The organism is Pseudarthrobacter sp. GQ63, assembly GCF_059758765.1.
This window is the reverse complement of sequence record NZ_JCAXEF010000003.1, coordinates 333103-358061: the sequence shown is the minus strand read 5'-3', so window position 1 is coordinate 358061 and position 24959 is coordinate 333103. Positions and strand designations below refer to the sequence as shown.

The window sequence follows — 24959 nt, the reverse complement described above, 5'->3', positions numbered from 1 at the left end:
ACACCGGCGGGAACGCGTCCCCAAGGAGGCAAAAGGACGACGGCGGCACCTCCCGCCGTCGTCCGCTGGCGTCAAGAGGTGCACCTGCCAGCCTGCCTGAAGCCCAACGTCACAAAACGCGACCGCCTCCGGATCCGGCCAGGCAACGCCCTACCCTTAACAGGTGACTTTGACTAAGATGCGCACCGCCGCCGCGAGCTCCCTCGCCGCCGCCGGTCTCCTGTTCTCCCTCGCCGCCTGTTCCGCGCCGGCCACCACCCAGCCAACCACGTCCGCACCGTCGCCCTCGGCCGCGGCGTCATCCACCGCCGCCGACGCTCCCTGCGACGGCGTGAAGGTCATCGTCGACTCGGGGGCCCTGAAGCAGGAAGCCGCAGACACCACCGTGTGCGTGCCCGTGGACGGGCCCACGGTTGCTGCCGAGATCCTCGAAGAGGCAGACGTGGAGACCGAGGGCACCACGCAGTACCCCAACGAGCTGGTGTGCCGGGTGAATGGCGTGCCCGCAGCGGACTTCGACATCACGCACAAGGAGGGCTCGTACCGCGAAGAATGCCAGGGCATGCCCGCCGCCTTCGCCTACTGGGCACTCTGGGTCAAGCCGGCCTCCGGTGACTGGGCCTACGCCCAGGAGGGCCTCGCCACCCTGAAGGTGAGCCCGGGCGAGAGCCTGGAACTGCTCTTCACGGTCGACGGCGAACCGGCCGCCCCCGCGGCATGACCTTCCGGCCCGCGCCATTACGCGCCGCGGCGGCCCTCGCCGTCGTCTTCATCGTGGCGCGGGTCGTCTACCGCATCCTGTTCAACGGGGCGGGCATCGGCGAGCCGGTCCTGCTCGACCTGCCGGCCATGCGACTGCCTGCCCCGTACGCCCACGTGGTTTTCCTCGGCCCGGTCAGCGGACCTGGGCTCTGGGCAGCGGCCCTGTCCGCCCTGCCGATTGCCGCGATGTTCCTCGGATTCGGCCTGCTCAACGCGTTTGTGGACGTGGCCCGCGGCTTCGTCCACCTGGCCCGCCGCGGCCCCATGCAGGGCATCGGGCGGATGCTCGTGGTGGCCTGGGCGGCGCTCCCCGCACTGTCCGACGCCGTCACCTCCGTGCGCCTGGCGTTCCGGCTGCGGGGCGAACGCTTCAGCCCCCGCGCCCTGGTGCCCGTCCTTGAGCGCACCCTTGAGCACGCGGGCAGGGTTGCCGCGGCCCTGGAGCTGCGCGGCTTCGGGAGCCGGGCAGGGCACCGTCCCGGGAACGACGACGGCGGCCCGCTTCAGGTGCTCGACGCCCAGTTCCGCATTGGTGACGCGCAGGTCAATGTCCCTGACTTCACACCGCGGAGCGGGTCCATCACGGTGATCACCGGGCCCACGGGTTCCGGTAAATCCACCATCCTGCGGGGCATCGCCGGGCTCCTCTCCCACGTGGACGGCGGAGACATCTCCGGCACCGTGCGCGTTTCCGGATTGGACCGCGCCGCCACGCCGCCGCGCGATACCGCCCAAGCTGTGGGAGTCGTCCTGCAGAATCCCCGCGCCGCCTTCGCCACCACCAAGGTCCGCGACGAAATCTCGCTGGCACTTGAGCTGCGCGGTGTACATTCCGGGGCCGCCAAGGCCCGGGTGCTGGAGGTGGCGGAGCGCATCGGAGTTTCGGAGCTGCTGGACCGGAACGTCAGCACCCTCTCCGCGGGCGAGGCAACACTCGTGGCCATCGCCGCCGCGGTGGTGGAAAATCCGGCCCTGCTCCTGGTGGACGAGCCCCTGGCCGACCTCGACACCACAGCCCGCAGGCACGTCATCGCCGTGCTCAACACCCTGGCCCGCGACGCCGGCGTCTGCGTCATCGTGGCGGAGCACCGGGCGTCAGCGCTCGTCCCGGTGGCCGACTCCTGGTGGACCATCGACGGCGGCACCTTGATCCCAACGGCCGGGGCTCCGGCTGCCGCAACGTCAACTTCGCAGCCTGTCGAGGCCCGCCAGATCCTTTCTCCGCCCGCCGACCCCGCACCGGTGCTGACGGCGACCAACCTCGCCGTGCACCGCAAGGGCACCCCGCTGGTGCGCGACGCATCCCTGACCCTGCACCGCGGTGAGGTGGTGGCGCTGGTGGGGCCGAATGGTGCCGGGAAGTCGTCCCTCCTGGTGGCGCTGGCACTGCGTGAGGGCAGCGGCAGTAAAGGCACTGGGGGCGAAGACGGAGGCGTTGTAACAAGGCTCGACGGCGGCCAGGTCGCCCTGGTGCCGGACGCCTCGGACGACCTCTTCACCCGGGATACGGTTGCTGGCGAGCTGCGTGCGGCCGAGCGGCGGCTTGCGCGCCGAAAGAACGGCCGGCAGCCCGCGCCCGGCTTTGCGGCGTCGCGCCTTGCCCGGCTGCGGGGCCACGTCACGATCCCCATCGGACACGAGCATCCGCGGGACCTCTCTGCCGGAGAGCGCAGGATCCTGGCCATCGCGCTGCAGACCATGGACGATCCCCAGGTCCTCCTGATCGATGAGCCCACCCGCGGACTCGATCCTGCGGCACGGACGGCCGTCGCGGAGGCGCTCCAGGCGGCAGCGGACTCCGGCGCGGCGGTCCTGATCGCCACCCATGACCACGACTTTGCCCACAGCCTCGGCGCCCGGACCCTGCCGATGCGTGACGGCGTCGCACCTTCGTCCGAAGCGGCACCCGCCGAAGAACCCGAGCCGCTCCTCCCGCTCCCCCGGCACGCAGCCACCGGACCGGAACCGAGGGGCAGCGAACCAGAAACCCACAGCGCAGAACGAAAGCGCCGCCTCCGGATGCCGCGCGGTGTCGAAATCGCCGTCCTCGCCGCCGCAAACCTCCTGGCCCTCGCCGCCTTCTGCTGGCCGCTGCTCGCTGCGGCGCTTCCCCAGGACGCAGCTGCCGCCCTCCCCTACGCTGCGTTGGCAATCGCGCCGCTCGCCGTCGTCGCCATCATTGTGTCTTTGGACGGCTCGGTCCGCTCCGCTCACACGGTGGCGCTGCTCGGCGTCCTGGCAGCGGTCGGTTCGGCGGTGCGGCTGGCGAGCACCGGCGTCGGGGGCGTGGAAGCTGTGTTTATCCTGCTGATCCTGGCCGGCCGGGCGTTCGGTGCGCGTTTCGGCATGCTGCTCGGCGCCGCCACCATTGCCCTTTCAAGTGCGTTGTGGGGCGGGATCGGGCCGTGGACACCTTTCCAGATCTTCGCCTGTGCGTGGGTGGGCGCCGGTGCCGGACTGCTCCCCCGCCGTGTGCGGGGCAAGGCGGAATTGTGGATGCTGTGCGGCTACGGCATTGTGGCGTCCTACCTGTTCGGCCTGCTGACCAACCTGTGGTTCTGGCCTTTCGCGGTGGGCGCCGGCACCGGCATCTCCTACGTGCCCGGCGCGCCGCTGGGTACCAACCTGAGCAGCTTCCTGCTGTATTCGCTGGTGACGTCGACGGCGGGCTGGGACACGCTGCGCGCCGTCACCACCATCATTGGCATCGCCGTAGTGGGGCGCGCGACCCTCGCGGCGCTAAGGCGGGTGAAGCCGGTCTCCAGCGCGGGCGGAGGTGCCGGCGGGCACGCCGCGCGGGCTTCATCCGACCAGGACAGGGACCGGCTACGCATTGGAGTTTGAGGACACCCGACACCCTGGTCCCTGTCAGGGAGTCGCGCAATCCGCGTCGCATGCAATGGGGCTGAACGGACGTCGCCTTGAAGGTCATAGTGGGAGGATCCCTAGGATTCGCTATTTCCCGTGGATAGTCTGGGACAGGACGCCACCCGACGGAGGGTCAGTGAGAACGTGATGGAAGCAGTTGCTGCCGTAATCGGCCGGAACAACGTCACCATATCCGGCCGGGATGATGGGCCTGTCATGATGTTTGCCCACGGTTTCGGCTGCGATCAGGCTATGTGGCGGAAGCTGCTGCCCTATTTCGTTAATGATTACCGGCTGGTGCTTTTTGACCATGTAGGTGCAGGACACTCCGACATCAGCGCCTATGACTGGGAGAAGTACGGGTCCCTGAATGGGTACGCGGCGGACCTGCTGGAGATTTGCGCCGCCCTTGAACTTGAGGACGTCATCCTGGTGGGCCATAGTGTCAGCACGATGATCGCCGTGATCGCCGCAGTGCAGGACCCCAACCGTTTCTCCCACCTGGTGCTGCTTGCTCCTTCACCCCGTCACACGGATGACCCGTACGACGGCTACGTGGGCGGCTTTTCGCGGGAAGACATCGAGGGCATGCTGGCATCCCTGGACAGCGACTATTTCGCCTGGGCCGCGGCCTTGGCGCCCCTGGTGATGGGCAACCCGCAGGAGCCGGAATTAGCGGAGGACCTGCGCGTCAGCTTCTGCCAGACAAATCCGTCTATTGCCCGGCACTTCGCCGGGGTAACCTTTTTCTCCGACACCCGCCCTGAACTGAAAAAGTTACACACCAACTGCCTGATCCTGCAGTGCTCCAACGATCGGCTTGCCCCGCCGGAAGTGGGCGCCTACCTGCACAAGAATCTGGAACACAGCACCCTGATGCAGCTCCAGGCCACCGGGCACTGCCCCCACGTCAGCGCCCCGGAGGAAACGGCCCGGGCGATTCTGCACTACCTCGACACCCACTCCTGACAGGTGACCTGCAGGATCCGGGTTCAGGCGAGTTTGGTTACCTGGTACGTGTGGCCGGCCGCGCGGAGTCGCTCTATGAGCACGTTGCCGAGTGCGGTGGCCGGTGTCAGCGACCCTTTCGCGGGCGGCAGCCGGTCACCGTCGAGGGCAAGAGCGAGTGCAGTCTCTCTCCTGCCATCACGGCGGTGGCGGCATAACCGGGATCACCTGGGCCAGCAGCAATCGCCTGGTAACGCCGGCCGTGCTCGGTGCGGGCGCTCACCTGGGAGCGGAACCAGCCCGCGCGCTGCGTGCTGGTGCTCGGACCCGTCCCCGGGGCCGGAAGAAAGCGGTCGAGCACCCTGCGGGTCGGCGGGAAGGCCATCGCGCCCGTGAATGCCCGGAGCCCGAGTGCCATCGCCCTGGCGATGACCGCCCCTGCCGGCCCGGGGGCCACCCCTATCACCTCGCCGTACTGAAGGGAGCGGCCGTAGGCCCAGCCCTGCAATGCGTTGCTGCGGCGCACTATCCGGGTGTTGAACGGGGCCATGACGAAAGGCGCGGTCCAGGTGCCGTCAGCGGAACGGCGCACAGGACCGGCGTCAGGAGGCTGTGGTGTTGTCGGCTCCCGTGTGCGGTCGGGGCTCAGGGCGTAGGGGTCAGCTACTAATGACCGCAGGGCGGTGCTCGATCGCAGGGCGGTGCTCGATCGCATCGCGTCGAGCTGCCCGCGCATCGATTCGAGCGTGCCGCCGCTGATGCCAGCCTTGGCCTTAGCAACGAGCTGGACCTCGACCAAACCGCCAGCGCCATCGGCTACTGCCGCCTGATGAAGCAGCAGTACGGCGAGGTCGGACGGCACGGAGTCGTAGCCGCAGGAGTGCACGATCCGTGCCCCGCTCGTCCTGGCCAGGGCGTCGTAGCGATCGATCGCCTCCCGGATGAAGGACACCTCACCGGCGAGGTCGGCGTAATGGGTACCGGCCCGGGCACAGGCCTCGACGACGGGCAATCCGTGTTTCGCGTAGGGACCGACGGTGGTGAAGAGCACGCCTGTGCTCGCAGCCAGGGCGGCGATTGAGTCCGCATCCCCCGAGTCGGCTTCGATGAGGGCCCATCCGTGCGCCGCGGCCGGCAACTGCGACCGAACCGCCTTGAGCCTGGACGTGGACCGGCCCGCGAGCCCGACCCGGAGACCGGCCGGTGCATGCTCGGCGATGTAGGCGGCGATCAGTCTGCCAACGAAACCCGTCGCTCCGTAGAGAACGAGGTCATATTCCCGAGATGAGGTGTCCATAACTGCAGCCTTTCACAGCGGCAACTGCACTCACACCTTGAAGTACTTCGCCTCCGGGTGGTGGAACACGAACGCGTCCGTGGACTGCTCAGGGTGCAGCATCAGCTCGTCGCTGAGGATCACGCCCATCCGCTCCGGCTTCAGAAGCTCCGTTACCTTGCGGCGGTCCTCCATGTCCGGGCAGGCGGGGTAGCCGAGCGAGAACCGGGCACCGCGGTAGTCGAGCTTGAAATACCCTGCCGTGTCCTTCGGCTCCTCGGCCGCGAAGCCCAGCTCCTTGCGGATGCGGGCGTGCCAGAACTCGGCCAGCGCCTCGGTGAGCTGCATGACCAGGCCGTTGAGCTCGTAGTAGTCGCGGTACTGGTTGGCGGCGAACATTTTGGAGGTGAACTCCTCGATCTTCGAGCCGGCGGTGACCAGCTGGACCGGCAGCACGTCGATCTGCCCGGATTCGCGGGACTTCACAAAGTCGGCAAGGCACAGGTGCCGGTCTCGGCGCTGGCGCGGGAAATCGAAGCTCAGCCGGTCGGTGCCGATCGGACCGCCTGAACCACCGTCCGGGGCGAGGAGCCCCGCAGTGCCCAGGACGCCGTCGCGATCCTCCCCGTGGTGCAGCACCACCACCTGCTCCCCCTCGGAGACGACGGGGAAGTAGCCGTAGGCGACGGACGCGTCCAGCATGCCCTCACCGAGGATGCGGTCCAGCCAGTAGCGCAGGCGCGGCCGGCCCTCGCGTTCCACCAGTTCCTCGTAGGAGGCGCCGTCCTCGCCGCGCCCGGGCTTGAGCCCCCACTGCCCCATGAACGTGGCGCGCTCGTCGAGGAATGCTGAGTAGTCGTGGAGCGAGACGCCGCGCACAATGCGTGTGCCCCAGAACGGCGGGGCGGGCACGGGATTGTCGGTGGCGACGTCGGACCGGCCGGGCATCGCTTCCGGCTCGGTCACCGTGAACTTCGCGCCGCCTTTGTGGATGCGCTTCTTCAAAGGCGGCAGGCCGACGTCGTCCGGCGATTCGCCGCGGGCCACGCGGACCAGCGGCTCCATGAGGGAAAGGCCCTCGAAGGCGTCCTTGGCGTACCGGACCACGCCGTCAAACTGCTCGGCCAGGTCCTGCTCCACGTAGGCCCGGGTGAGGGCTGCGCCGCCGAGGATGATGGGCCACTTCTTGGCCAGGCCGCGGGACTGCAGCTCGGCGAGGTTTTCCTTCATCACCACGGTGGATTTCACCAGCAGGCCGGACATGCCGATCACGTCCGCGTTGTGTTCCTCAGCTGCGGCCATGATCTCCGCTATGCCCTGCTTGATGCCGATGTTGACCACTTTGTAGCCGTTGTTGGTGAGGATGATGTCCACCAGGTTCTTGCCGATGTCGTGCACGTCGCCGCGCACGGTGGCGATCACCATGGTGCCCTTGCCGGAGGAATCCGACTTCTCCATGTGCGGCTCGAGCAGGGCGACGGCGTTCTTCATCACCTCGGCGGACTGCAGCACGAACGGCAGCTGCATCTCGCCGGCGCCGAAGCGCTCGCCCACCACCTTCATGCCCTCGAGCAGGTGGTCGTTGATGATGCCGAGCGGGGTCATGCCCTCGCTGCGCGCCAGGTCCAGGTCCTCTTCAAGGCCCTTGCCCTCGCCGTCGATGATGCGCCGTTCCAGGCGGGCGCCCGTGGGCAGCGCCGCGAGTTCGGCGGCGCGCTGGTCCTTGAGCGCTGCGGTGTCGACGCCGGCGAACATGTCCAGCATGATGGCCAGCGGATCGTAGGTGGTGTTGCCGTCGGCATCGTATTCGCGGCGGTCCCAGACAAGGTCCAGGGCCACCTTGCGCTGTTCTTCCGGCAGGGAGGCGAGCGGCACGATCTTGGCGGCGTCGATGATGCCGCTGGTCAGGCCAGCCTGCACGGCCTCGTGCAGGAACACGGAGTTCAGGACGACGCGCGCTGCGGGGTTCAGGCCGAAGGACACGTTGGAGACGCCGAGCGTGGTGTTGATGCCGGGGTACTTCGCGGTGATCTGGCGGATGGCCTCGATGGTTTCGATGCCGTCCCGGCGGGTTTCTTCCTGGCCGGTGGCGACGGGGAAGGTCAGGCAGTCGACGATGATGTCCTCGACGCGCATCCCCCATTCGCCCACCAGGGCGTCAACGAGGCGGGAGGCGATGGCCACCTTGCCCTCAGTGGTGCGTGCCTGGCCCTCTTCGTTGATGGTCAGGGCGATCACGGCGGTGCCGTGTTCCTTCACGAGCGGCATGATGCGCGCGAAGCGGCTGTCCGGGCCGTCGCCGTCCTCGTAGTTGACGGAGTTGACCACCGGGCGCCCGCCGATGTGCTCGAGCCCGGCCTGAAGTACAGCCGGCTCGGTGGAGTCCATGACCAGAGGGAGCGTCGACGCCGACGCGAAACGCGAGACGATCTCCTTCATGTCGGCCACGCCGTTGCGCCCCACGTAGTCGATGCAGACGTCCAGCAGGTGCGCGCCGACGCGGATCTGCTCGCGGGCGATGTCCACGCAGTCGTCCCAGCGCTCCTCGAGCATGGCCTGGCGGAACGCCTTCGAGCCGTTCGCGTTGGTGCGTTCGCCGATGGCGAGGTAGGAGGCGTCCTGGTCGAAATTCACGTGCTGGTAGAGGGAGGCGACGCCGGCTTCCCGCTCGGTGGGGACGCGGGCGGGCTGTGTCTTGCCGTCCCCGGCGGCGGCCGTGTTGGTGCCTCTGGCGGCGTTGCGGAAGGGCGCAAGACGTTCGACGACGGCGGCCATGTGCTCCGGCGTCGTACCGCAGCAGCCGCCCACCAGTCCCAGGCCGAACTCGCGCACGAACTGTTCGTGGGCGGTGGCGAGTTCAGTGGGTGAGAGCGGGTAGTGCGCGCCGTTGGGGCCAAGGACCGGCAGGCCGGCGTTGGGCATGCAGGCGATGGCGACCGAGGACTGCTTGGAGAGGTGGCGGAGGTGCTCGCTCATCTCGTCCGGGCCGGTGGCGCAGTTCAGGCCGATGGCGTCGACGCCGAGCGGTTCCAGGGCGGTGAGAGCGGCGCCGATTTCGGAGCCCATGAGCATGGTTCCGGTGGTTTCGACCGTCACCTCAACGAAGATGGGGAGCCGGATGCCGCGGGTGACGATGGCCTGCTTGCAGCCGTTGACGGCGGCTTTGGTCTGCAGGAGGTCCTGGCTGGTTTCGATGAGGAAGGCGTCCGCGCCGCCGTCGATGAGGCCCTCGGCCTGGAGCGCGAAGGTCTGCTTGAGGTAGTCGTAGCTGGTGTGGCCGAGGCTGGGGAGTTTGGTGCCCGGCCCCATCGAGCCGAGGACCCAGCGCATCCGTCCGTCCGTTTTTTCTGCCGCTTCTGCGCGTTCCCGGGCAATTTTCGCGCCCTTGAGGGCGAGCTCTGCGATGCGGTCGTCGATGCCGTAGTCGGAGAGGTTGGACCAGTTGGCGCCGAAGGTGTTCGTTTCGACGGCGTCGATACCTGTGGCGAAGTAGGCGTCGTGGATGTCCGCGAGGACATCGGGGCGCGTGTCGTTGAGGATCTCGTTGCAGCCTTCGAGCCCCAGGAAGTCTGTTTCCAGGGATAGGTCCCGGCCCTGCAGCATGGTGCCCATCGCGCCGTCGGCAATGACGACGCGGTGGTTCACGGCGTCCAGGAGTTCCTGCGCACGGGCAGGACGGGGCACGGACTCAATATCAAGCGTAAAACGAGGCATCTAAACAGGTTACGTGTGGGGGCCGGAACGTTGCGCTGTGTGTCCGTGTACTACGACGGCGGGTGGGTGGGCTTCCTAGTCGCGTTCCCAGGCGCTTGGGTCAGCGGCTGGTCGACGACGACGGGCCAACATGGGAGCCTCGGTTTGCAGTTGTAGCTGTTGCACAAGCCGGAGGGGTTGTTCTGCCCTCTTTTCGACATGGACTCATAGCTGCAAGCAGATGAGTGTCATTCAGGACAATCACATGTAGTTTGTTGCTTCATCAGCTTGGATCTTTGCTGCGCTTCGTTGTGCAGCATTGACGGTCTTGTAGGGGGACAATATGGAGTTCGCAGAGAAGCTCTCAGCTTTGGCAGCAAAGGTGCGCCAGCAGCGCGGTGTTATCCAGACGGAAGAGGCGACGAAGAACGCATTCGTGATGCCGTTCATTTCGACGATTCTTGGCTACGACGTCTTCAATCCCATGGAAGTCGTTCCGGAATTCATCGCAGACGTGGGACTCAAAAAGGGCGAGAAAATCGACTACGCGATCGTCAAGGACGGCGAAGTCCAGATCCTGATCGAGTGTAAGAAGTCCAGTGAACCCGTCAAGATCGAGCATGCGTCGCAGCTTTTCCGGTACTTCGCCGTAACCAATGCACGGATTGCGATCCTAACTAACGGTGAGGTTTACCAGTTCTTCACCGACCTCGACGCTCCTAACCGCATGGATGCAAAGCCGTTCCTCGTGCTCGACTTGAATGACATCGACCAAATGCTAATCCCCGAACTTCAGAAGCTGTCCAAGGATGTTTTCGATCTCGACTCGATCATCAGTGCGGCTGGCGAGTTGAAGTACATCGGCGAGCTGAAGCGAACCCTGGCCGCGCAGTTCAAGGAGCCTGAAGATGAATGGGTCAAGTTCCTGACCGGGCGCGTGTATTCGGGCCCGTACACCCAGAAGGTGCGGGAACAGTTCACTGCTTTGGTAGCCAAGGCATCGAAGCAGTTCTTGAATGACCAGGTGAATGAGCGTCTGAAGAAGGCCCTCGGCAACCCGGGCTTCCCCCAGAGCGAGGAAGCTACAGTGGCGGTTAGTCTCACCAGCGCTCCAGTAGCCGAAGCGGACCTGGTCGAAGCTGATGGGCTGGAGACGACGCTGGAAGAGATTGAGGGTTACCAGATTGTGCGGGCCATTGTTTGCAGCGAGGTGAAGCCAACCCGAGTAGTTCAGAGGGATGCCAAGTCTTACTTCGCAGTGCTGCTGGACGATAACAACCGCAAGCCCATCGCACGCCTGCACTTCAACCGGACGCAGAAGTACATCGGGATCTTTGACGACAACAAGGAAGAGACTCGAGTTCCCATTAGCTCGCTCGAGGAGATCTACGAGCACACCGAAGCGCTGCGGGCGAGCGTCAGGGCCTACCTGCAGCCACTGACCTGAGCTGGCCTAAGCCCGCCTCCAGAGTTCCAAGCGACAAAGGGACAATGGCGGAAAATCCCGCTGTGTCCATACTATTACTAATGACGACAAAATGGGGAAGCATGAATATTACCAAAATGCCACTGAACGAGTTCATAGAAGCTTTATTGCCTCCGCTGCAGGATAAGTTGGAGGAGAAACAACCAGTCCTGGGCGTGACAATTTCAACTCCCATGCCGAGCGCCTATGTTACCCCGACAATCTCCGTTGAACAGAACGGCACGCCAAACGCGGCCCCGCTATTGCTAATTTCAGCTGCAGGAGCAATGGGAAAGTCGATGGCTAGCATGGCCATCGCAAGCCAACTGAAGAGCCCGCGACTGGACCTGTCTCAGACTATCGTGGGCCAAAACTCTCACTCAGGAATTTTGGCGAGCGCACTGAAGATTAGCTCTTTTGCGCGATATACCGAACTACTGAATAACGGAGAAGCGTCATTAGTCATCGATGCCCTGGACGAAGCGCCCCTACGAAGTGGTGATCGTGCATTTTTCGCTTTCATGGAATCGCTTGCTGTGGAGGCAAATTCTTTGGCTGTCAAGGCGCACCAAATAGTCGTTCTCGGTCGTCCGCAAAATATCGAACTTTTCAGTGATCTCTGTGAGGACCTAGGTGTCCCTACCACCGTTGCCCGTATCGATTCTCTTGCTCTTCCATCGGCACTTGAACTGATTGACCAAATCCTCCTCGCGACATCACCCAGCAATGCGAGTCATCGAACGCATCCCGTTCCGGCGCGTGAGTACTGGGAGGCTTACCTCGTAGGACTTGGGGAACAACTCTCCAGCGATCCAGATTTTTCTGCAAAAGATTGGGACCTAGTTTCCGACTTCCTTGGATATCCTCCTGTTCTGGCCGCTCTAGCTCCTATACTCGAACAAGCAAACTATATTTCGGCTTTGCAAAACCATCACACTGAACACCAGGGCTCCGGCGAACGTTCAGGTATCCTCCTCCGAATCGTTGACAACCTTTTGGCGCGCGAATCTAATAAAGTACAGTCCGCCTTGCGCCAAGAGCTCGACCAACTGGATGAGCGCACAATTCATGCCCTATATACCCATGATGAACAAATATCACGGATACTTAGTCATCTAGGCGTACCGACCTCCATTCCACTTCCGGCAAGTCTTCCTGAAGAACTTCGGCCGGCTTACGAAGATAGAATTGGCGCTTTCGTCTCGGATCATCCCTTTTTGGATGGTGGGTCCAGTTCGAAGGCAAGGAACATAGTCTTTTCGGACTATCTTCGTGCACTAGTTGATTCCAAGGTTTCTTACGTGAACGTAGTCTCCGAAAATAGACTAAACGGCCGCGGCCTTTGGAATGTTGGCCCCTTCTACGCTTACTTCATGCATGCAATCGCGCTGCAAGCGAATGATCACGCGACTTCCGCTTCGCTTCTCAATGAAGATTATGTTAATGAAATCGTCAGATCGTGGGTTGCCTCCGCTGCCCCAAATACTCGCGGAAGTGCCTCCTACCACCACGAGAACGACGATGCGCCGACGTTGCTCCTAACACTTGAGGACCAATCTGGGCATCACATTGATGGCCTTGACTTCACAGTTTCCGAGCCTACTGGCGTCCTTACCCTCAACTCCCCCATATACGACTTTGCCGTAATCAGCGATTACGGTCTGCATATTGCAGCTTCCGCAGGCTCCGTAACCTTTGGGCCTAGGGCTAGCATCGTTGTTCGTCACATTGAGACGGATAAGGTCGAGGAAGTGATGTTTCGGGGTCAGGCAGTAAATAACAGCACCGACCGCCTCGCTGCGATCGTGGTCGCTGAAAGCCTGCGCATCACGGGCGACTATCGAATAGTCCATAATCCCCCGGGAAGCCATGCCCTGGTTATGGCACGGGGTATGGATAACCGTTGGAAAGCGATGCGCCCTGATCTTGGTCCCATAGGGGACTTGAATCCGGAGTTGGCCCTACAGTCGGTAATAAACATACGTCGTATCCTTTTGAGCTTTCGAGGTTCCGTCCAAGGTGTTCCAGCAGTCCACCCGGATAAGTTCAGTCGCCATGTAGTGGGCAGAAGCTCGCAAATTCGCTTGATTGCGGACTCTCTGCGCCGTGCCGACTTCATTCGTGATGGCCATGGAGGCATGGTTATCCTGAACCAGGAGCGCCTCACCGAACTCGGCGTAAGTTACGACCTACACCAAAGCCCTGACTGGCAAAAGATGATATATCCCGTATTGCTAGAGTGCATGAAGCACGACAAGGAGTTGGCTTCTTATCTGTCAGGCCCGTAGATCCAGCTCTTAGCTCCGGCAGTATGAGGACTATTCTCCGGGTACATCGGATACTTTTGACCCCACAGTGCTTTTGAGCTATCGGCGTTTTCAAGAACGGCACTTCCATCTTCTGCGGTTGCATCGAGCAAAAGATGGAAGTGCCCGCTCTCGCCGTTCCATTCGCTTGCACGACAATCATGTGCAGGGCCGCCCTCCAAAGAACTCAACTTGACCAGAGGTACTGACTTGGTGTTTCAAACCTCCGCCACAGGAGCTGCGAACTGGGCCTCATATAGCCGCGCGTAAGCCCCGCCGGCGGCCAGCAGTGAAGCGTGCGTCCCCTGCTCCACGATCTGCCCGGCCTCCATCACCAGGATGAGGCCGGCGTCGCGGATGGTGGACAGGCGGTGCGCGATCACGAAGGAAGTCCGGTCGGACCGCAAAGCACTCATCGCCTTCTGCACCAGCACCTCGGTCCGAGTGTCCACTGAAGAAGTTGCCTCGTCCAGGATCAGCACCGAAGGCCGAGCCAGGAATGCCCGCGCAATCGTCAGCAGCTGCTTCTCCCCCGCGGACACGTTGGCGCCCTCGTCGTCCAGTACCGTGTCATACCCGTCAGGCAGCGACCGCACGAAGCGGTCCACGTACGTCGCCCGAGCAGCCTCAAGAATCTCAGCTTCAGTAGCCGAAGGCCGCCCGTACGCGATGTTGTCCCGAATGGTCCCGCCGAACAGCCACGTATCCTGCAGCACCATGCCCAGCCGCGAGCGCAGCTCGCGCCGTGGCACCGAGGTGACGTCCACGCCGTCGAGCGTTATCCGCCCTGCGTCCAGCTCGTAGAACCGCATCATCAGGTTCACCAGCGTGGTCTTCCCAGCTCCGGTGGGCCCCACGATCGCCACCGTCTGCCCCGGCTCCGCCACCAGGGAAAGCCCGGAAATCAGCGGCTTGTCCGGCGAATACGAGAACGAAACGTCCTCAAACACCAGCCGCCCCCGCCCAAACACAGGATCAGTAGAAGGCGCAGGCTCTACAGATTCCTCGTCCTCATCCAGCAACGAGAACACCCGCTCCGCCGACGCCACCCCGGACTGCAGCACGTTGGCCATGGACCCCAGCTGCGCCAGCGGCATGGTGAACTGCCGCGAGTACTGGATGAACGCCTGCACATCGCCCAGCTGCATCGCCCCGGACGCCACCTGCAGCCCGCCCACCACGGCGATCCCCACGTACACCAGGTTCCCGATGAACGTCATGGCCGGCATGATCAGCCCGGAAATGAACTGCGCCCCGAAACTGGCGTCGTACAGCTCCGCGTTCTTCTGCCGGAACCGCTCCTCCACCTCGCGCTGCCGGCCGAACACCTTCACCAGCGCATGCCCGGTGTACGTCTCCTCGATCTGCCCATTTAACTCACCTGTGTTCTTCCACTGCGCCACAAACAGCTTCTGCGAGCGCTTGGCGATCAGCGCTGTGATGCCCAGCGTCAGCGGAATGGTCACCAGCGCGATCAGCGCCAGCGTCGGCGAAAGGACAAACATCATCACCAGCACACCCAGCACCGTCAGCACCGACGTGACCGCCTGGCTGATGGTCTGCTGCAGGCTCTGGGAAACGTTGTCCACGTCGTTGGTCACCCGGCTGAGCAGCTCACCGCGCTGGATCGAGTCGAAATACCGCAGCGGCAGCCGGTGGATCTTCGCCTCGATCTCCCCGCGCAGCCCGAACACCGTCCGCTGCACCACCCCGTTCAGCACATACGCCTGCACCCACATAAACGCCGACGACAGCACATACAGCACCAGCGCCCACGTCAGCACGTTCCCCAGCGCGGCGAAGTCGATCCCCTGCCCCGGCACCAGGTCCATGGCGCTGAGCATGTCCGCGCGCTGCCCCTCCCCGGCGGCGCGCAGCTGCGCGATCACCTGCTCCTTGGTCACCCCCGCAGGCATTTCCCGGGACACCACCCCGGCGAAGATCAGGTTGGTGCCCTCCCCCAGCAGCCGCGGCCCGATCACCGAGAGCGCCACGCCGGCCACCGCCGTCACGAACACCAGCAGCAGCCACGCCCGCTCCGGCCGCAGCTTCCCCAGCAGCCGCTTGGCCGACGGCCAGAAGTTCATCGCCTTCTCCGCCGGGACGTTCATCCCCGCGAACGGCCCGCCCCTTCCGGGTCCGCCTGCCGGACGGGGAATGCGTACGACGCCGGCGCCTCCAGGTGTGGAGGCGGGTGCGGCTTTGGCGCCGGTTCCGGGAGAGGGCTGGCGGCTCATACCGTCTCCTCCGCCGCGAGCTGGGAGGAGACGATCTCGCGGTACGTCTCAGACGTCCCCAGCAGCTCACTGTGCGTTCCACGCCCCACGATCCTGCCGTCGTCGAGCACTAGGATCTGGTCCGCTTCCACAATGCTGGAGACGCGCTGGGCGATGATCACCAGCGTGGCGCCGGCGGTGCTGCGCTTGAGGGCCTGGCGGAGGCGGGCGTCGGTGCCGGTGTCCAGCGAGGAGAACGAATCGTCGAAGATGTACAGCTCGGGCCGCTTCACCAGGGCCCGGGCAATAGCCAGCCGCTGCCGCTGCCCGCCGGAGACGTTGGTGCCGCCCTGGCTGATGGGCGCGTCCAGTCCCTCGTCCATGCGCTCCACGAAGTCCTTGGCCTGGGCGATTTCCAGGGCGGTCCAGAGCTCGTCCTCGGTGGCGTCCGGCTTGCCGTAGAGCAGGTTGCTGCGCACGGTGCCGCTGAACAGGTAGGGCCGCTGCGGGACCAGGCCGATGTGCCCCCAGAGCAGGTCCGGGTGCAGCTCGCGCACGTCCACGCCGTCCATCCGTACAGAGCCGCTGGTGGCGTCGAACAGCCGGGGCATGAGGTTCACCAGGGTGGTCTTGCCGGACCCTGTGCTGCCGATGATCGCCGTCGTCTGCCCCGCTTTTGCGGTGAAACTGATGCCGGAGAGGACGGGCTGGTCGGCACCCGGGTAGGCGAATCCGACGTCGCGCATCTCCAGCTCGCCGCGACGGACCTCGCTGCTCAGGGGGTTCTTCGGGGGCCGGACGCTCGACTCGGTGCGCAGCACCTCGCCGATCCGGTCGGCCGAGACGGCGGCGCGCGGGATCATCACTGCCATGAACGTGGCCATCATGACGGACATCAGGATCTGCAGCAGGTAACTCAGGAAGGCGATGAGCGTGCCCACCTGCATGGAGCCGTCCTGGATGCGGAACGAGCCGAACCAGATCACCGCCACGCTGGAGACGTTCAGGACCAGCATCACCATGGGGAACGCGAGCGCCATCAGCCGGCCGGCGCGGAGTGCGGTGTCCGTGACATCCTCGTTGGCGCGGGCGAAGCGTTCCGTCTCGATGTCCTCGCGGACGAAGGCGCGGACCACGCGGATGCCGGTGAGCTGCTCGCGGAGGACCCGGTTCACGGTGTCGATCCGCTTCTGCATCTTGCGGAACAGCGGCACCATCCGGGCGGTGATCAGGCCGACGGCGATGAGCAGCACCGGGACGGCGACGGCGATCAGCCAGGACAGCTGCACGTCCTGCCTGATGGCCATGATCACCCCGCCGATGCTGAGCATGGGCGCGGTGACCAGCATGGTGGCGGACATGAGGACCAGCTGCTGGACCTGTTGGACGTCGTTGGTGGACCTGGTGATGAGGCTGGGTGCGCCGAATTTGGTGACTTCCTGTTCGGAGAACTCCCCCACGCGTTTGAAGATCGCGCCGCGCAGGTCACGGCCCACGCCCATGGCCGCCTTCGCCGCGAAGTACACCGCGATCACCGCGCACACGATCTGCAGCAGGGTAATTCCCAGCATCACGCCGCCCAGGCTCAGGATGTAGCCGATGTTCGCCTTGGCCACGCCCTCGTCGATGATGTCCGCGTTGAGGGTGGGCAGATACAGGGACGCGATGGACTGCGCCAGCTGGAAAATGACGACGGCGAGCAGCAGCGTGCGGTGCGGCCGCAGGTATTCAACAAGCAGCTTCCAGAGCATGGGCGGCTCCTGACACAGTGTCCACAAGTGGTGGTGCGAAGGTCAGTTTACGTCCGGAGGCTGGGAAGTTCTCTAGAGCACCAAGCCCAATGCGAAGGGGCCAATGAGCACCGTGAAGATGGTGATCAGGAGGACGCCCACCACGTTGAGCACGATACCCCCGCGGACCATCTCGCTGATCTTGACGTTGCCGGTTGCGAAGACGATGGCGTTGGGAGGTGTTCCCACCGGCAGCATGAACGCGCAGGTTGCCGCCAGTGCCGCCGGGATCAGGAGCGCCATGGGGTCGATTCCGATGCCGATGGCCACCCCGCCCAGGATGGGGATGAAGGTGGCCGCTGTGGCGGTGTTGCTGGTGATCTCGGTGAGGAACAAGACAATCAGGACAACCGTGGCCAGCAACAGAATGATCGGCAGGGCCCCGAGGCCGCTGACCCGTTCACCGAACCAGGCGTCCAGGCCGGTGCCCGCCACCGCGGCAGCCAGCGACAGGCCGCCGCCGAACAGCAGGAGGACACCCCAGGGCAGACCCTCTTCTGCGTCCTTCCAGTTGAGGGTCATGTTCCCCTGCTTGTCGCCGGGAATAATGAACAGCAGCGCACCGGCCGCGATGGCTACCACGGTGTCGTCGAAGATGTCCAGGAAGGGCAGTTGGTCACCCAGGTCGCCGATGTTGGACAGCAGGCCTGGCACGATCCAGAAAAATGCGGCGCCAACGAACACCGCACGCACAATCTTCTCGCCCTGGCTCATGGGTCCCAGGGCAGCAATTTCGTCATTAATGAGCTGTTTGCCGCCGGGCACCTCGTCCAGGTGGAAACGGAAGATGAACCGTGTGAGGAGCAGCCACGCCAGTCCGATGAACACCACAACGATGGGGACCCCGAGCATCATCCACTGGGCGAAACCGACGGTCTTTCCAAGTTCGTCACTGATGTAGCCGGCCACAATGGCGTTGGGAGGGCTGCCGAGGAGGGTTCCCAGCCCGCCGATGGTGGCGGACCATGCCACCGCGAGGACCAGGGCGACGCCGAAGACGCGCACTTCGCGGTTCTCGATGAGGTCACTGACGGCCCCGCCGGCCCGGAGTTCCTCGCCAATGTCTCTTCCACCAGTGCCGACGGCGGCTTCCGCGCCATGTTTGCTGTTCTCCACCACGAGGGTCAGCACGCTCAGGGCAATCGGCAGCATCATCAGCGTGGTGGCGGTGTTGGACACCCACATCGACAGGAAGGCGGTGGAGATCATCAGGCCCAGGATGATCTGGCGCGGGTGGGTTCCCACCCGGCGCAGGGTCAGCAGCGCGATCCTGCGGTGGAGGTTCCACTTTTGCATGGCAATCGCGATCAGGAAGCCGCCAAGGAACAGGAAGACGATCGGGTTGGCGTAAGGAGCGGTGGTCTCGGCAATGGTCCGTTCCGTCAACACGGGCATCAACGCGATGGGCAGCAGCGACGTGACGGACAACGGCACAGCCTCAGTCATCCACCAGACCGCCATGAGGGTGCCGACGCCGGCTACCACGCGGGCGTCGTTGGACAGTCCGGAGCCGCTGAGGAGGAAGTAGACGATGACGCCGAGGGCCACTCCGAGGCCGCGGACCAGCCATGTACGGCTTGCCCGTCGGGGAGGCCGGCCTTCGCCGGGCTCCTCGTCAAACTCACCTTGCTCGGGAATTACCCTCCTGGACGGTTCGCTCATTTTCCGGCCTCCGCACGCCATTGTGTGAGTGAGTGCCAACAAAGTAGCAGCCGGTCAACGGGCCCACAACCCCCTGCGTTGACTCATCAAAGATGCCCGCGTGGCGTTATTCGAAGAATCATTTGAGAATGCCCGCGTAACGGCGCCGTCCGCCAGGTGGCGCCGCCACGGTCCAGCGACAGCGCCTGGTCAGGCGTTCTGCTTAATGAGGTCTTCGGCTTCCTTGAACCATGCGTCGGCGGCGCCGTCGACAGTCAGCTTGCCAAAGTTCAAGTCGGAGGCAACACGCTTGAAGGACGCCTCGAGCGTGCCGAAACCGACGATCGGCGGCTCGGGTGCGTCCTTGAGGTACTGCTCGATGGACTTCTCGTAATCCACCACGAGCTTGTCCGTACCTTCGAAGGTGGTCCCGTCCCGCTGGGTCTTCGACGCCGGGACACCGCGGGAGGTCTTGAAGATCTGGCCCACCTCGGGGTCGTTGACCATGAAGTCGATGAACCGGCCGGCAGCGTCTTTGTACTTGGTCTTGGCGCTGGCAACCATCAGCATGGAGGGCTTCAGGAACAGGCCCAGGTTGTCCGGATCGTCCGACGGCGGCGGCACCAGCTTGAGCTCCTTCGCCCCGGTGTCCGAGAGGTAGCCGGCCATGAAGTTGTCCCAGGTAAATTCCGTAGCTGCAGAGTTCGAGCTGAAGGGTGATTTCGGTGCCAACTGGGTGACGCGCTCTTCGGAAATCATGGCCGGGGTGCCGCGCAGGGCAGCGGTCGTATTCCACCACTTCTTCAGGTCATCCCTGGTGAAGCCGAGCTTGCCGTCCTCGGTGAAGGCCTCGATATTGTTCTGCCGCAGCCAGATGTTGAACATCCACCAGACGGACGTGTAGTCGCCGCCGCCGTAAATAGCGCCGTTGCTCTTGGCGCCCACCTCCGTCATGAAGTCGTTGAACTCCTTGTACGTCCATGTGCCGGTGGGCTCTGCGATGCCCAGGGACGCCAGCTTGGCGGGGTCGTAGTAGACAGCGAACGCGTTGGTGCTGGTGGGGATGCCGTAGGTCTTGCCCTTGATCTGCCCGGAGGGCAGGAGGGACTTCTCGAACGCGTCCGTGTTGATGTTCACGGTGCCCAGGTCCAGGAGTTGGTTGCGCTGGCCGTAATCGCGCAGGTAGGACAGGTCCCACTGCATCACGTCGGGCAGCCCGCCGCCGGCAGCCTCGGTGGCGCGCTTCTGCCAGTAGCCGGCAAAGTCGGTGAAGTTGCCGTTGACCTTGATGTCCGGGTTCTTCTCCTCGAACAGCGCGATCGCCTTGCGGGTACGCTCGGCCCGGTCATCGTTGCCCCACCACGTGTAGTTGATGGTGACCGGGCTCTCCGCGGAGCCCGTCTCTCCGGCACTGGTGCCGGTGCCTGTTCCACATGCTGCTAAAGCTGCGGCAGATGCGGTGCCGACGGCCACGGTGGTGAGGAAATGCCTTCTGTTGATCATGGGAGCCTCCTTGCTCAGTGTGTTGCCTGATGGTCCGGACATTCCTCTGTGAGGTGACCTGGATTACACGTTGTGAAACGTATCAGTCCAATACGGAAAAATCCAGAAACATTTCCGTTGACAGGAAAATGACGGCAACATAGGCTTGCTTCGCGAGCACATCCCCCATCTCAGGAGAACCGTGAGCTTTCCCTCCCGCCGGGTCACCCTGGCCGACGTCGCCAATGCCTCCGGGGTATCAATTGGCACGGTCTCCAAGGCACTCAACAATCGGGGCCAGCTCCGGGAAGATACCCGGGACAGGGTCCTGGCTGCAGCACACAAGCTTGGCTTCGAAACCCTGCCTGCCGAAACCAGCAGCGGCGAGGTGATCACCATAGGCCTGGTCACCTCGGATGACATCGGGCGCTTCAGCATTCCGGTGATGTACGGCCTCGAGGATTCATTCGGCCCTGACCAGGCGTCGGTGCTCATCAGCAACTCCCGGGGTGACCTGGTCCGCGAGCGCCACTGCGTTGAAACGCTCGCCTCGCGGAATGTCGACGGAATCGTCGTCATGACCAACCACACCGGCCCCCGCGCCCCACTACCCAAGACATCAGTGCCGATCGTCTATGTCATGGGACAGTCTTCAGACCCCGAAGACATGTCAGTGGTGGTGGACCAGGTCCAGGGCATGCTCCTGGCCCTGGAACATGCAGCCAACCTGGGGCACCAGAACATCGCCTACGTGGCGGGCCCCCGCCAGGACTACTCTGCCCGGATCCGCGCCCAGGCCGTCCAGGAACACGCCCCGACCTTCGGGCTCACCCTCGTGGGCGAACGAGCACTCTACGGAAACTGGTCCGAGGCGTGGGGCCGGCAGGCTGCCCAGATGCTCCGCCAGCGGGTGGAACCCGTGGACATGGTGCTCTGCGGCAGCGACGAAATCGCCCGCGGCGTAGCTGATGGTCTGCGCGAGGCAAACATCGTTGTACCCCATGACGTCTCAATCATCGGCTTTGACAACTGGGCAGCGGCAGCCCTGAACAGCCGCCCCGCCCTGACCACCATCGACATGAACCTCGAAGAACTGGGCCGCGCGGCAGGAGCACGCGTCCTCGAAGCCATCACCGGAAATTCCAGGCCCGGGATAGATGCGCTGCCCTGCCAGCTGATCGTGCGCGATTCCACCTAGCCCCTTCCATTCACCCCTACAGAACACGAGGGAACAATGATGTACCCACCACCCTCCCTTCAGCGCGCCCAAAAACGCCGCGCGGATGGCATCAGCGGCCCCAGCCGGCGTTCCGTCCTTACCCTGGGAGCCGCAGCCGCGGCCCTTGGCCTGACGGGATGTTCCGCCGTGCTGCCGGAAGCCAGCGTCACCGCCGCCGGCTTCGGGAAGAACCCATCAGGCACCATCCGGTTCTGGTGCCGAAGCACGGCGTTCAAACCGGCGCAGCTCATTGTGGACAAATACCACCAGGCCCAGCAGGCGGTGCGGATCCAGCTCACCGTGCTGCCGGAGGGGCAGATGACAACGAAGCTCGCCACCTCCATCCGGAGCGGCGCCGTTCCGGACGTTGTGGCCCCCGATTCCGTCACAAGTCCGGTTTTCACCATCCGGGAAGCATTCACGGACCTCACCTCCCTGGTGACGGGACTCCCCTACGCCGCCCACCTCAACAAGCCGCTCCTGGACGTTGCCTCCTACGAGGGAAAGATCTACGGGCTACCGGCACTTTCCAACGTCTCACAGCTGTTCTGGAACAAAGAGCTCTACGCGAAGGCCGGACTGGACCCTGAGAAAGGACCCGGAAACTTCGCAGAGTACCTGGAGCACGCCACGGCCCTGCAGGGGATCGACGGCGTCTCCGGAGTGACCTTCACCGGCAACTCCGCCGGCATCCTGGGCTATGTCATCCAGCCGCACTTCTGGGCAGACCACAGCCCTTTCTACGACGGGCCACTGGGCCGGCAACAAGCAGCAGTGCTGGGCAATGATCCGCTCCGCCGGACCCTGGAACTTTACCGGGAATTCCACAGGAAGGGTCTCTCGCAACCAGGGGCAGCAGCAGACTCCGGAGCTGCCTGGGGCCAGGACTTCCTCGCCGGAACCGTGGGACTGTTTCCGGGTTCCTACGACCTGGTGGTGGGCAGCGCCAAGCCGGAGTTCCTGGACAAGCTCGGCGTGAGTGCGTTTCCAGGGCCGGACGGAAACTTTTCCCAGTTTTCCGGTGGTGCGGTGCTGTCCATCCCTCGGGGTGCCCCCAACCCTGGGGCGGCGTGGGACTTCATCCGCTTTGTGGGTGAACTTGAACAGCAGTCGGAACTGGCGGCGCTGGGCTGGTACCCGGTCCGCAGCGACATCCTGCAGACGGATTTCAGCGAGAAATTCCCGCTGATGGTCCCGGGCATGGAACGGATGAACGACGGGTTCGCCGCTCCCACAACGCTCTACACACAACTCACCAACACCGTACAGTCACCGTGGCTTGCGATGTTCCGCGAAGCAGTTTTCGGCCAGGAGGCGATGGAGGACATCCTCCAACGCGGGCATCAGGAAACCGCCCGAGTTTTGAAGGTGAACCAGGCATGACCACAGCAACCCCCTCCCTCAGCCGGGACAAGCGCACACGCGCCCCAAGGCCTGCCTCGCGCCGCGATTCCTATACCGGAATGCTCATGCTCGCGCCGGCCATGCTCCTCGTCGCCGCCTTTGTCATCTTTCCGCTGCTGTTCGCAGTGGTCATCTCACTCACCAACTGGCCGCTCGTCGGCGACGTTGAGTTCACCGGCGTCGAAAACTACCTCACTGCCTTCACCGACACCACCTTCTGGGGATCCATTCTCTACACGCTCCTTTTTGCGGTGGTCTCCACCGTGCTGGGGGTGGTGGTCGGCTACCTCCTGGCCGTGCTGGTTCGTTCGAACCGGCGGGGTGCCGGGCTCATCCGCACCGCCGTTTTCCTTCCGTACGTCATCGGCATCACCTCATTCAGCTTCGTTGCCCTGCTGGAGTTCCGGCCGGACAGCGGCGTCCTGGACCAGATCCTGCTGGCGCTCGGCATCACTTCTGCGCCTACTCCCTGGCTTCTGGACGCAACCAGCGCCACGGTCCTCATAGTCCTGCTGGGTGCCTACGTGGGGTCCGGTTTCGCCATGATCATCCTCATGTCCGGCATGCAGGGCATCCCGGACGAACTGTACGAATCGGCGCAGATCGACGGCGCCGGACGGTGGCAGCAGGAATTCCAGGTGACGGTCCCGCTGGTCAAGCGCTACCTGGGGCTCCTGACGGTCATGGGATTCATCGGGGCCATCCTGGCCTTCACCCAGTTCTTCATCATCACCGGCGGCGGCCCGGGAACCGGCACCCTGACCGTGATGCTCTACGTCTACAACAAAGCCTTCGGCGACCTGCAGGTGGGTTACGCAACCGCCCTGTCCTTCGTGGTGGTCATCATCGCGGCGATCCTCACGCTCATCCAGTTCCGCGTCATGCGCGAGGACTGACCCACCCACTTCTTTGGCCCAGCCCCGAACAGGAGATGCCATGACAACGTCCGTCGAAGCGCCGCCGCAGGTGACGCAGCACAAGCCCCGCCCCACCACACCTCCAACTGCCTCCCGGGCACGGACAGCTGCCCGGTTGAGGACCGCCATCTATGCTGTCATCGGCACCGCAGTGTCCATAGCCTTTGTTGTCCCGGTGGCGTGGTCCTTCCTCCGGTCCCTTCAGCCAGGATCCCAGATCGCGGCCCCTTCATCGGAACAGTCATTCGACAACCTGACCTTCGAAAACTACACGGGGCTCATTGCCAACATCGGGGCAGGGTCCTACATCTGGAACAGCCTGGCCATTGCCCTGGGCGCCGCCGTGTTCAGCGTCATCATCACCACCCTGGCCGCCTACGCCCTGGTGAACTTCCCGTTCAAGGGGTCCAACATTGCCTTCGCGCTCATCCTGCTGACCATGATGGTCCCGTTCCAGGCCATCCTGACGCCGCTCTTCCTGGAGATGAACGCCCTCGGCCTCACGGACTCACTTGCCGGCATCATCGTCTTCCACATCACCTTCAACCTGCCCTTTGGTGTCTTCCTGATGCGGAACTCCTTCGCCCAGATCCCCAGGGAAGTGGTGGAAGCAGCACGGATTGATGGTGCCGGTCCACTGAGGATCCTGCTTTCGGTGCTGAGGCCCATGATCGTTCCGGGCGCCGTCACGGTGTTCCTTTTCGCCTTCCTCGGCGGATGGGGGGACTTCCTCGGCGCGTTGACCTTCCTCACCAAACAGGAACTGTTCACTCTTCCCGTCGCCGTCCAGAACCTCGCCTCCGGCGCGTTCGGCGTGGTGAACCACGGCTATGTCATCGCGGGGGCCGTCCTGCTCATGCTTCCCTGCATCATCCTGTACGCGGCAGTCCAGCGGTACTACGTGCGCGGCCTCGTAGCCGGCGCCGTCAAGGGCTGAGCGCACACGTCCTCCTGTGCCGCCGAAGCAACCCA

The 24959-nt window shown here is 64.0% G+C and carries 14 protein-coding genes and 1 pseudogene; 9 read left to right on the top strand and 6 right to left on the bottom strand.

Annotated elements, in window-relative coordinates:
• Positions 1–163 precede the first annotated feature (163 nt).
• From AC6CHP_RS08850 to AC6CHP_RS08840, 3 genes are all read left to right on the top strand, one after another.
• The gene (locus AC6CHP_RS08850; RefSeq protein ID WP_498229247.1) at positions 164–721 is read left to right on the top strand and encodes a hypothetical protein; all 558 of its coding nucleotides are present in this window, start codon (positions 164–166) and stop codon (positions 719–721) included.
• Positions 718–3606: an ATP-binding cassette domain-containing protein gene (locus tag AC6CHP_RS08845; protein WP_498229245.1), complete on the top strand. Its 2889-nt coding sequence runs from the start codon at positions 718–720 to the stop codon at positions 3604–3606. The genes AC6CHP_RS08850 and AC6CHP_RS08845 overlap by 4 nt, the downstream gene beginning before the upstream one ends.
• A 168-nt stretch (positions 3607–3774) precedes the next feature.
• Positions 3775–4599, top strand: coding sequence for an alpha/beta fold hydrolase (locus tag AC6CHP_RS08840; RefSeq protein WP_498229305.1), 825 nt, complete (start codon positions 3775–3777; stop codon positions 4597–4599).
• 23 nt (positions 4600–4622) lie between these two features.
• Here the strand turns inward: AC6CHP_RS08840 and AC6CHP_RS08835 are convergent.
• Together AC6CHP_RS08835 and metH are read right to left on the bottom strand one after the other, a co-directional pair.
• A pseudogene (locus AC6CHP_RS08835) lies at positions 4623–5875 on the bottom strand (saccharopine dehydrogenase family protein).
• 30 nt (positions 5876–5905) lie between these two features.
• Positions 5906–9568 carry a methionine synthase gene (gene metH, locus AC6CHP_RS08830; RefSeq protein WP_498229243.1) on the bottom strand — a complete coding sequence of 1221 codons (3663 nt, stop codon included), beginning with the start codon at positions 9566–9568 and terminating at the stop codon, positions 5906–5908.
• A gap of 322 nt (positions 9569–9890) precedes the next feature.
• Here metH and AC6CHP_RS08825 point away from each other — a divergent pair, with 322 nt between their 5' ends.
• Both AC6CHP_RS08825 and AC6CHP_RS08820 read left to right on the top strand, forming a co-directional pair.
• Positions 9891–10994: a type I restriction endonuclease gene (locus AC6CHP_RS08825; protein ID WP_498229241.1), complete on the top strand. Its 1104-nt coding sequence runs from the start codon at positions 9891–9893 to the stop codon at positions 10992–10994.
• A gap of 80 nt (positions 10995–11074) precedes the next feature.
• Positions 11075–13300 carry a hypothetical protein gene (locus AC6CHP_RS08820; protein ID WP_498229239.1) on the top strand — a complete coding sequence of 742 codons (2226 nt, stop codon included), beginning with the start codon at positions 11075–11077 and terminating at the stop codon, positions 13298–13300.
• 236 nt (positions 13301–13536) lie between these two features.
• On the opposite strand, the gene AC6CHP_RS08815 is transcribed toward AC6CHP_RS08820, so the two are convergent.
• The 4 genes from AC6CHP_RS08815 to AC6CHP_RS08800 all read right to left on the bottom strand — a co-directional run bounded on the left by AC6CHP_RS08815 (position 13537) and on the right by AC6CHP_RS08800 (position 20468).
• On the bottom strand, positions 13537–15555 hold the full coding sequence (locus tag AC6CHP_RS08815; RefSeq protein WP_498229237.1) for an ABC transporter ATP-binding protein: 2019 nt from the start codon (positions 15553–15555) through the stop codon (positions 13537–13539).
• Positions 15552–17285, bottom strand: a complete 1734-nt coding sequence (locus tag AC6CHP_RS08810; RefSeq protein WP_498229235.1) for an ABC transporter ATP-binding protein — start codon at positions 17283–17285, stop codon at positions 15552–15554. The genes AC6CHP_RS08815 and AC6CHP_RS08810 overlap by 4 nt, the downstream gene beginning before the upstream one ends.
• Before the next feature lie 72 nt (positions 17286–17357).
• Entirely contained in the window at positions 17358–18986 is a 1629-nt protein-coding gene (locus tag AC6CHP_RS08805) for an SLC13 family permease (protein ID WP_427115903.1), read from the bottom strand.
• Between the two features lie 189 nt (positions 18987–19175).
• Positions 19176–20468, bottom strand: a complete 1293-nt coding sequence (locus AC6CHP_RS08800; RefSeq protein WP_498229233.1) for an ABC transporter substrate-binding protein — start codon at positions 20466–20468, stop codon at positions 19176–19178.
• 181 nt (positions 20469–20649) lie between these two features.
• Between AC6CHP_RS08800 and AC6CHP_RS08795 the strand changes: the two genes are divergently transcribed.
• The 4 genes from AC6CHP_RS08795 to AC6CHP_RS08780 are packed head-to-tail and all read left to right on the top strand — an operon-like array spanning position 20650 to position 24924.
• Positions 20650–21645 (top strand): LacI family DNA-binding transcriptional regulator, encoded by a 996-nt coding sequence (locus AC6CHP_RS08795; protein WP_188731469.1) that lies wholly within the window; start codon positions 20650–20652, stop codon positions 21643–21645.
• Positions 21646–21681: 36 nt separating this feature from the next.
• Positions 21682–23049, top strand: a complete 1368-nt coding sequence (locus tag AC6CHP_RS08790; RefSeq protein ID WP_498229231.1) for an ABC transporter substrate-binding protein — start codon at positions 21682–21684, stop codon at positions 23047–23049.
• On the top strand, positions 23046–23966 hold the full coding sequence (locus AC6CHP_RS08785; RefSeq protein ID WP_498229229.1) for a carbohydrate ABC transporter permease: 921 nt from the start codon (positions 23046–23048) through the stop codon (positions 23964–23966). Before AC6CHP_RS08790 ends, AC6CHP_RS08785 begins: the two co-directional genes overlap by 4 nt.
• Positions 23967–24006: 40 nt before the next feature.
• Positions 24007–24924, top strand: a complete 918-nt coding sequence (locus AC6CHP_RS08780; protein ID WP_188731464.1) for a carbohydrate ABC transporter permease — start codon at positions 24007–24009, stop codon at positions 24922–24924.
• Positions 24925–24959 lie beyond the last annotated feature (35 nt).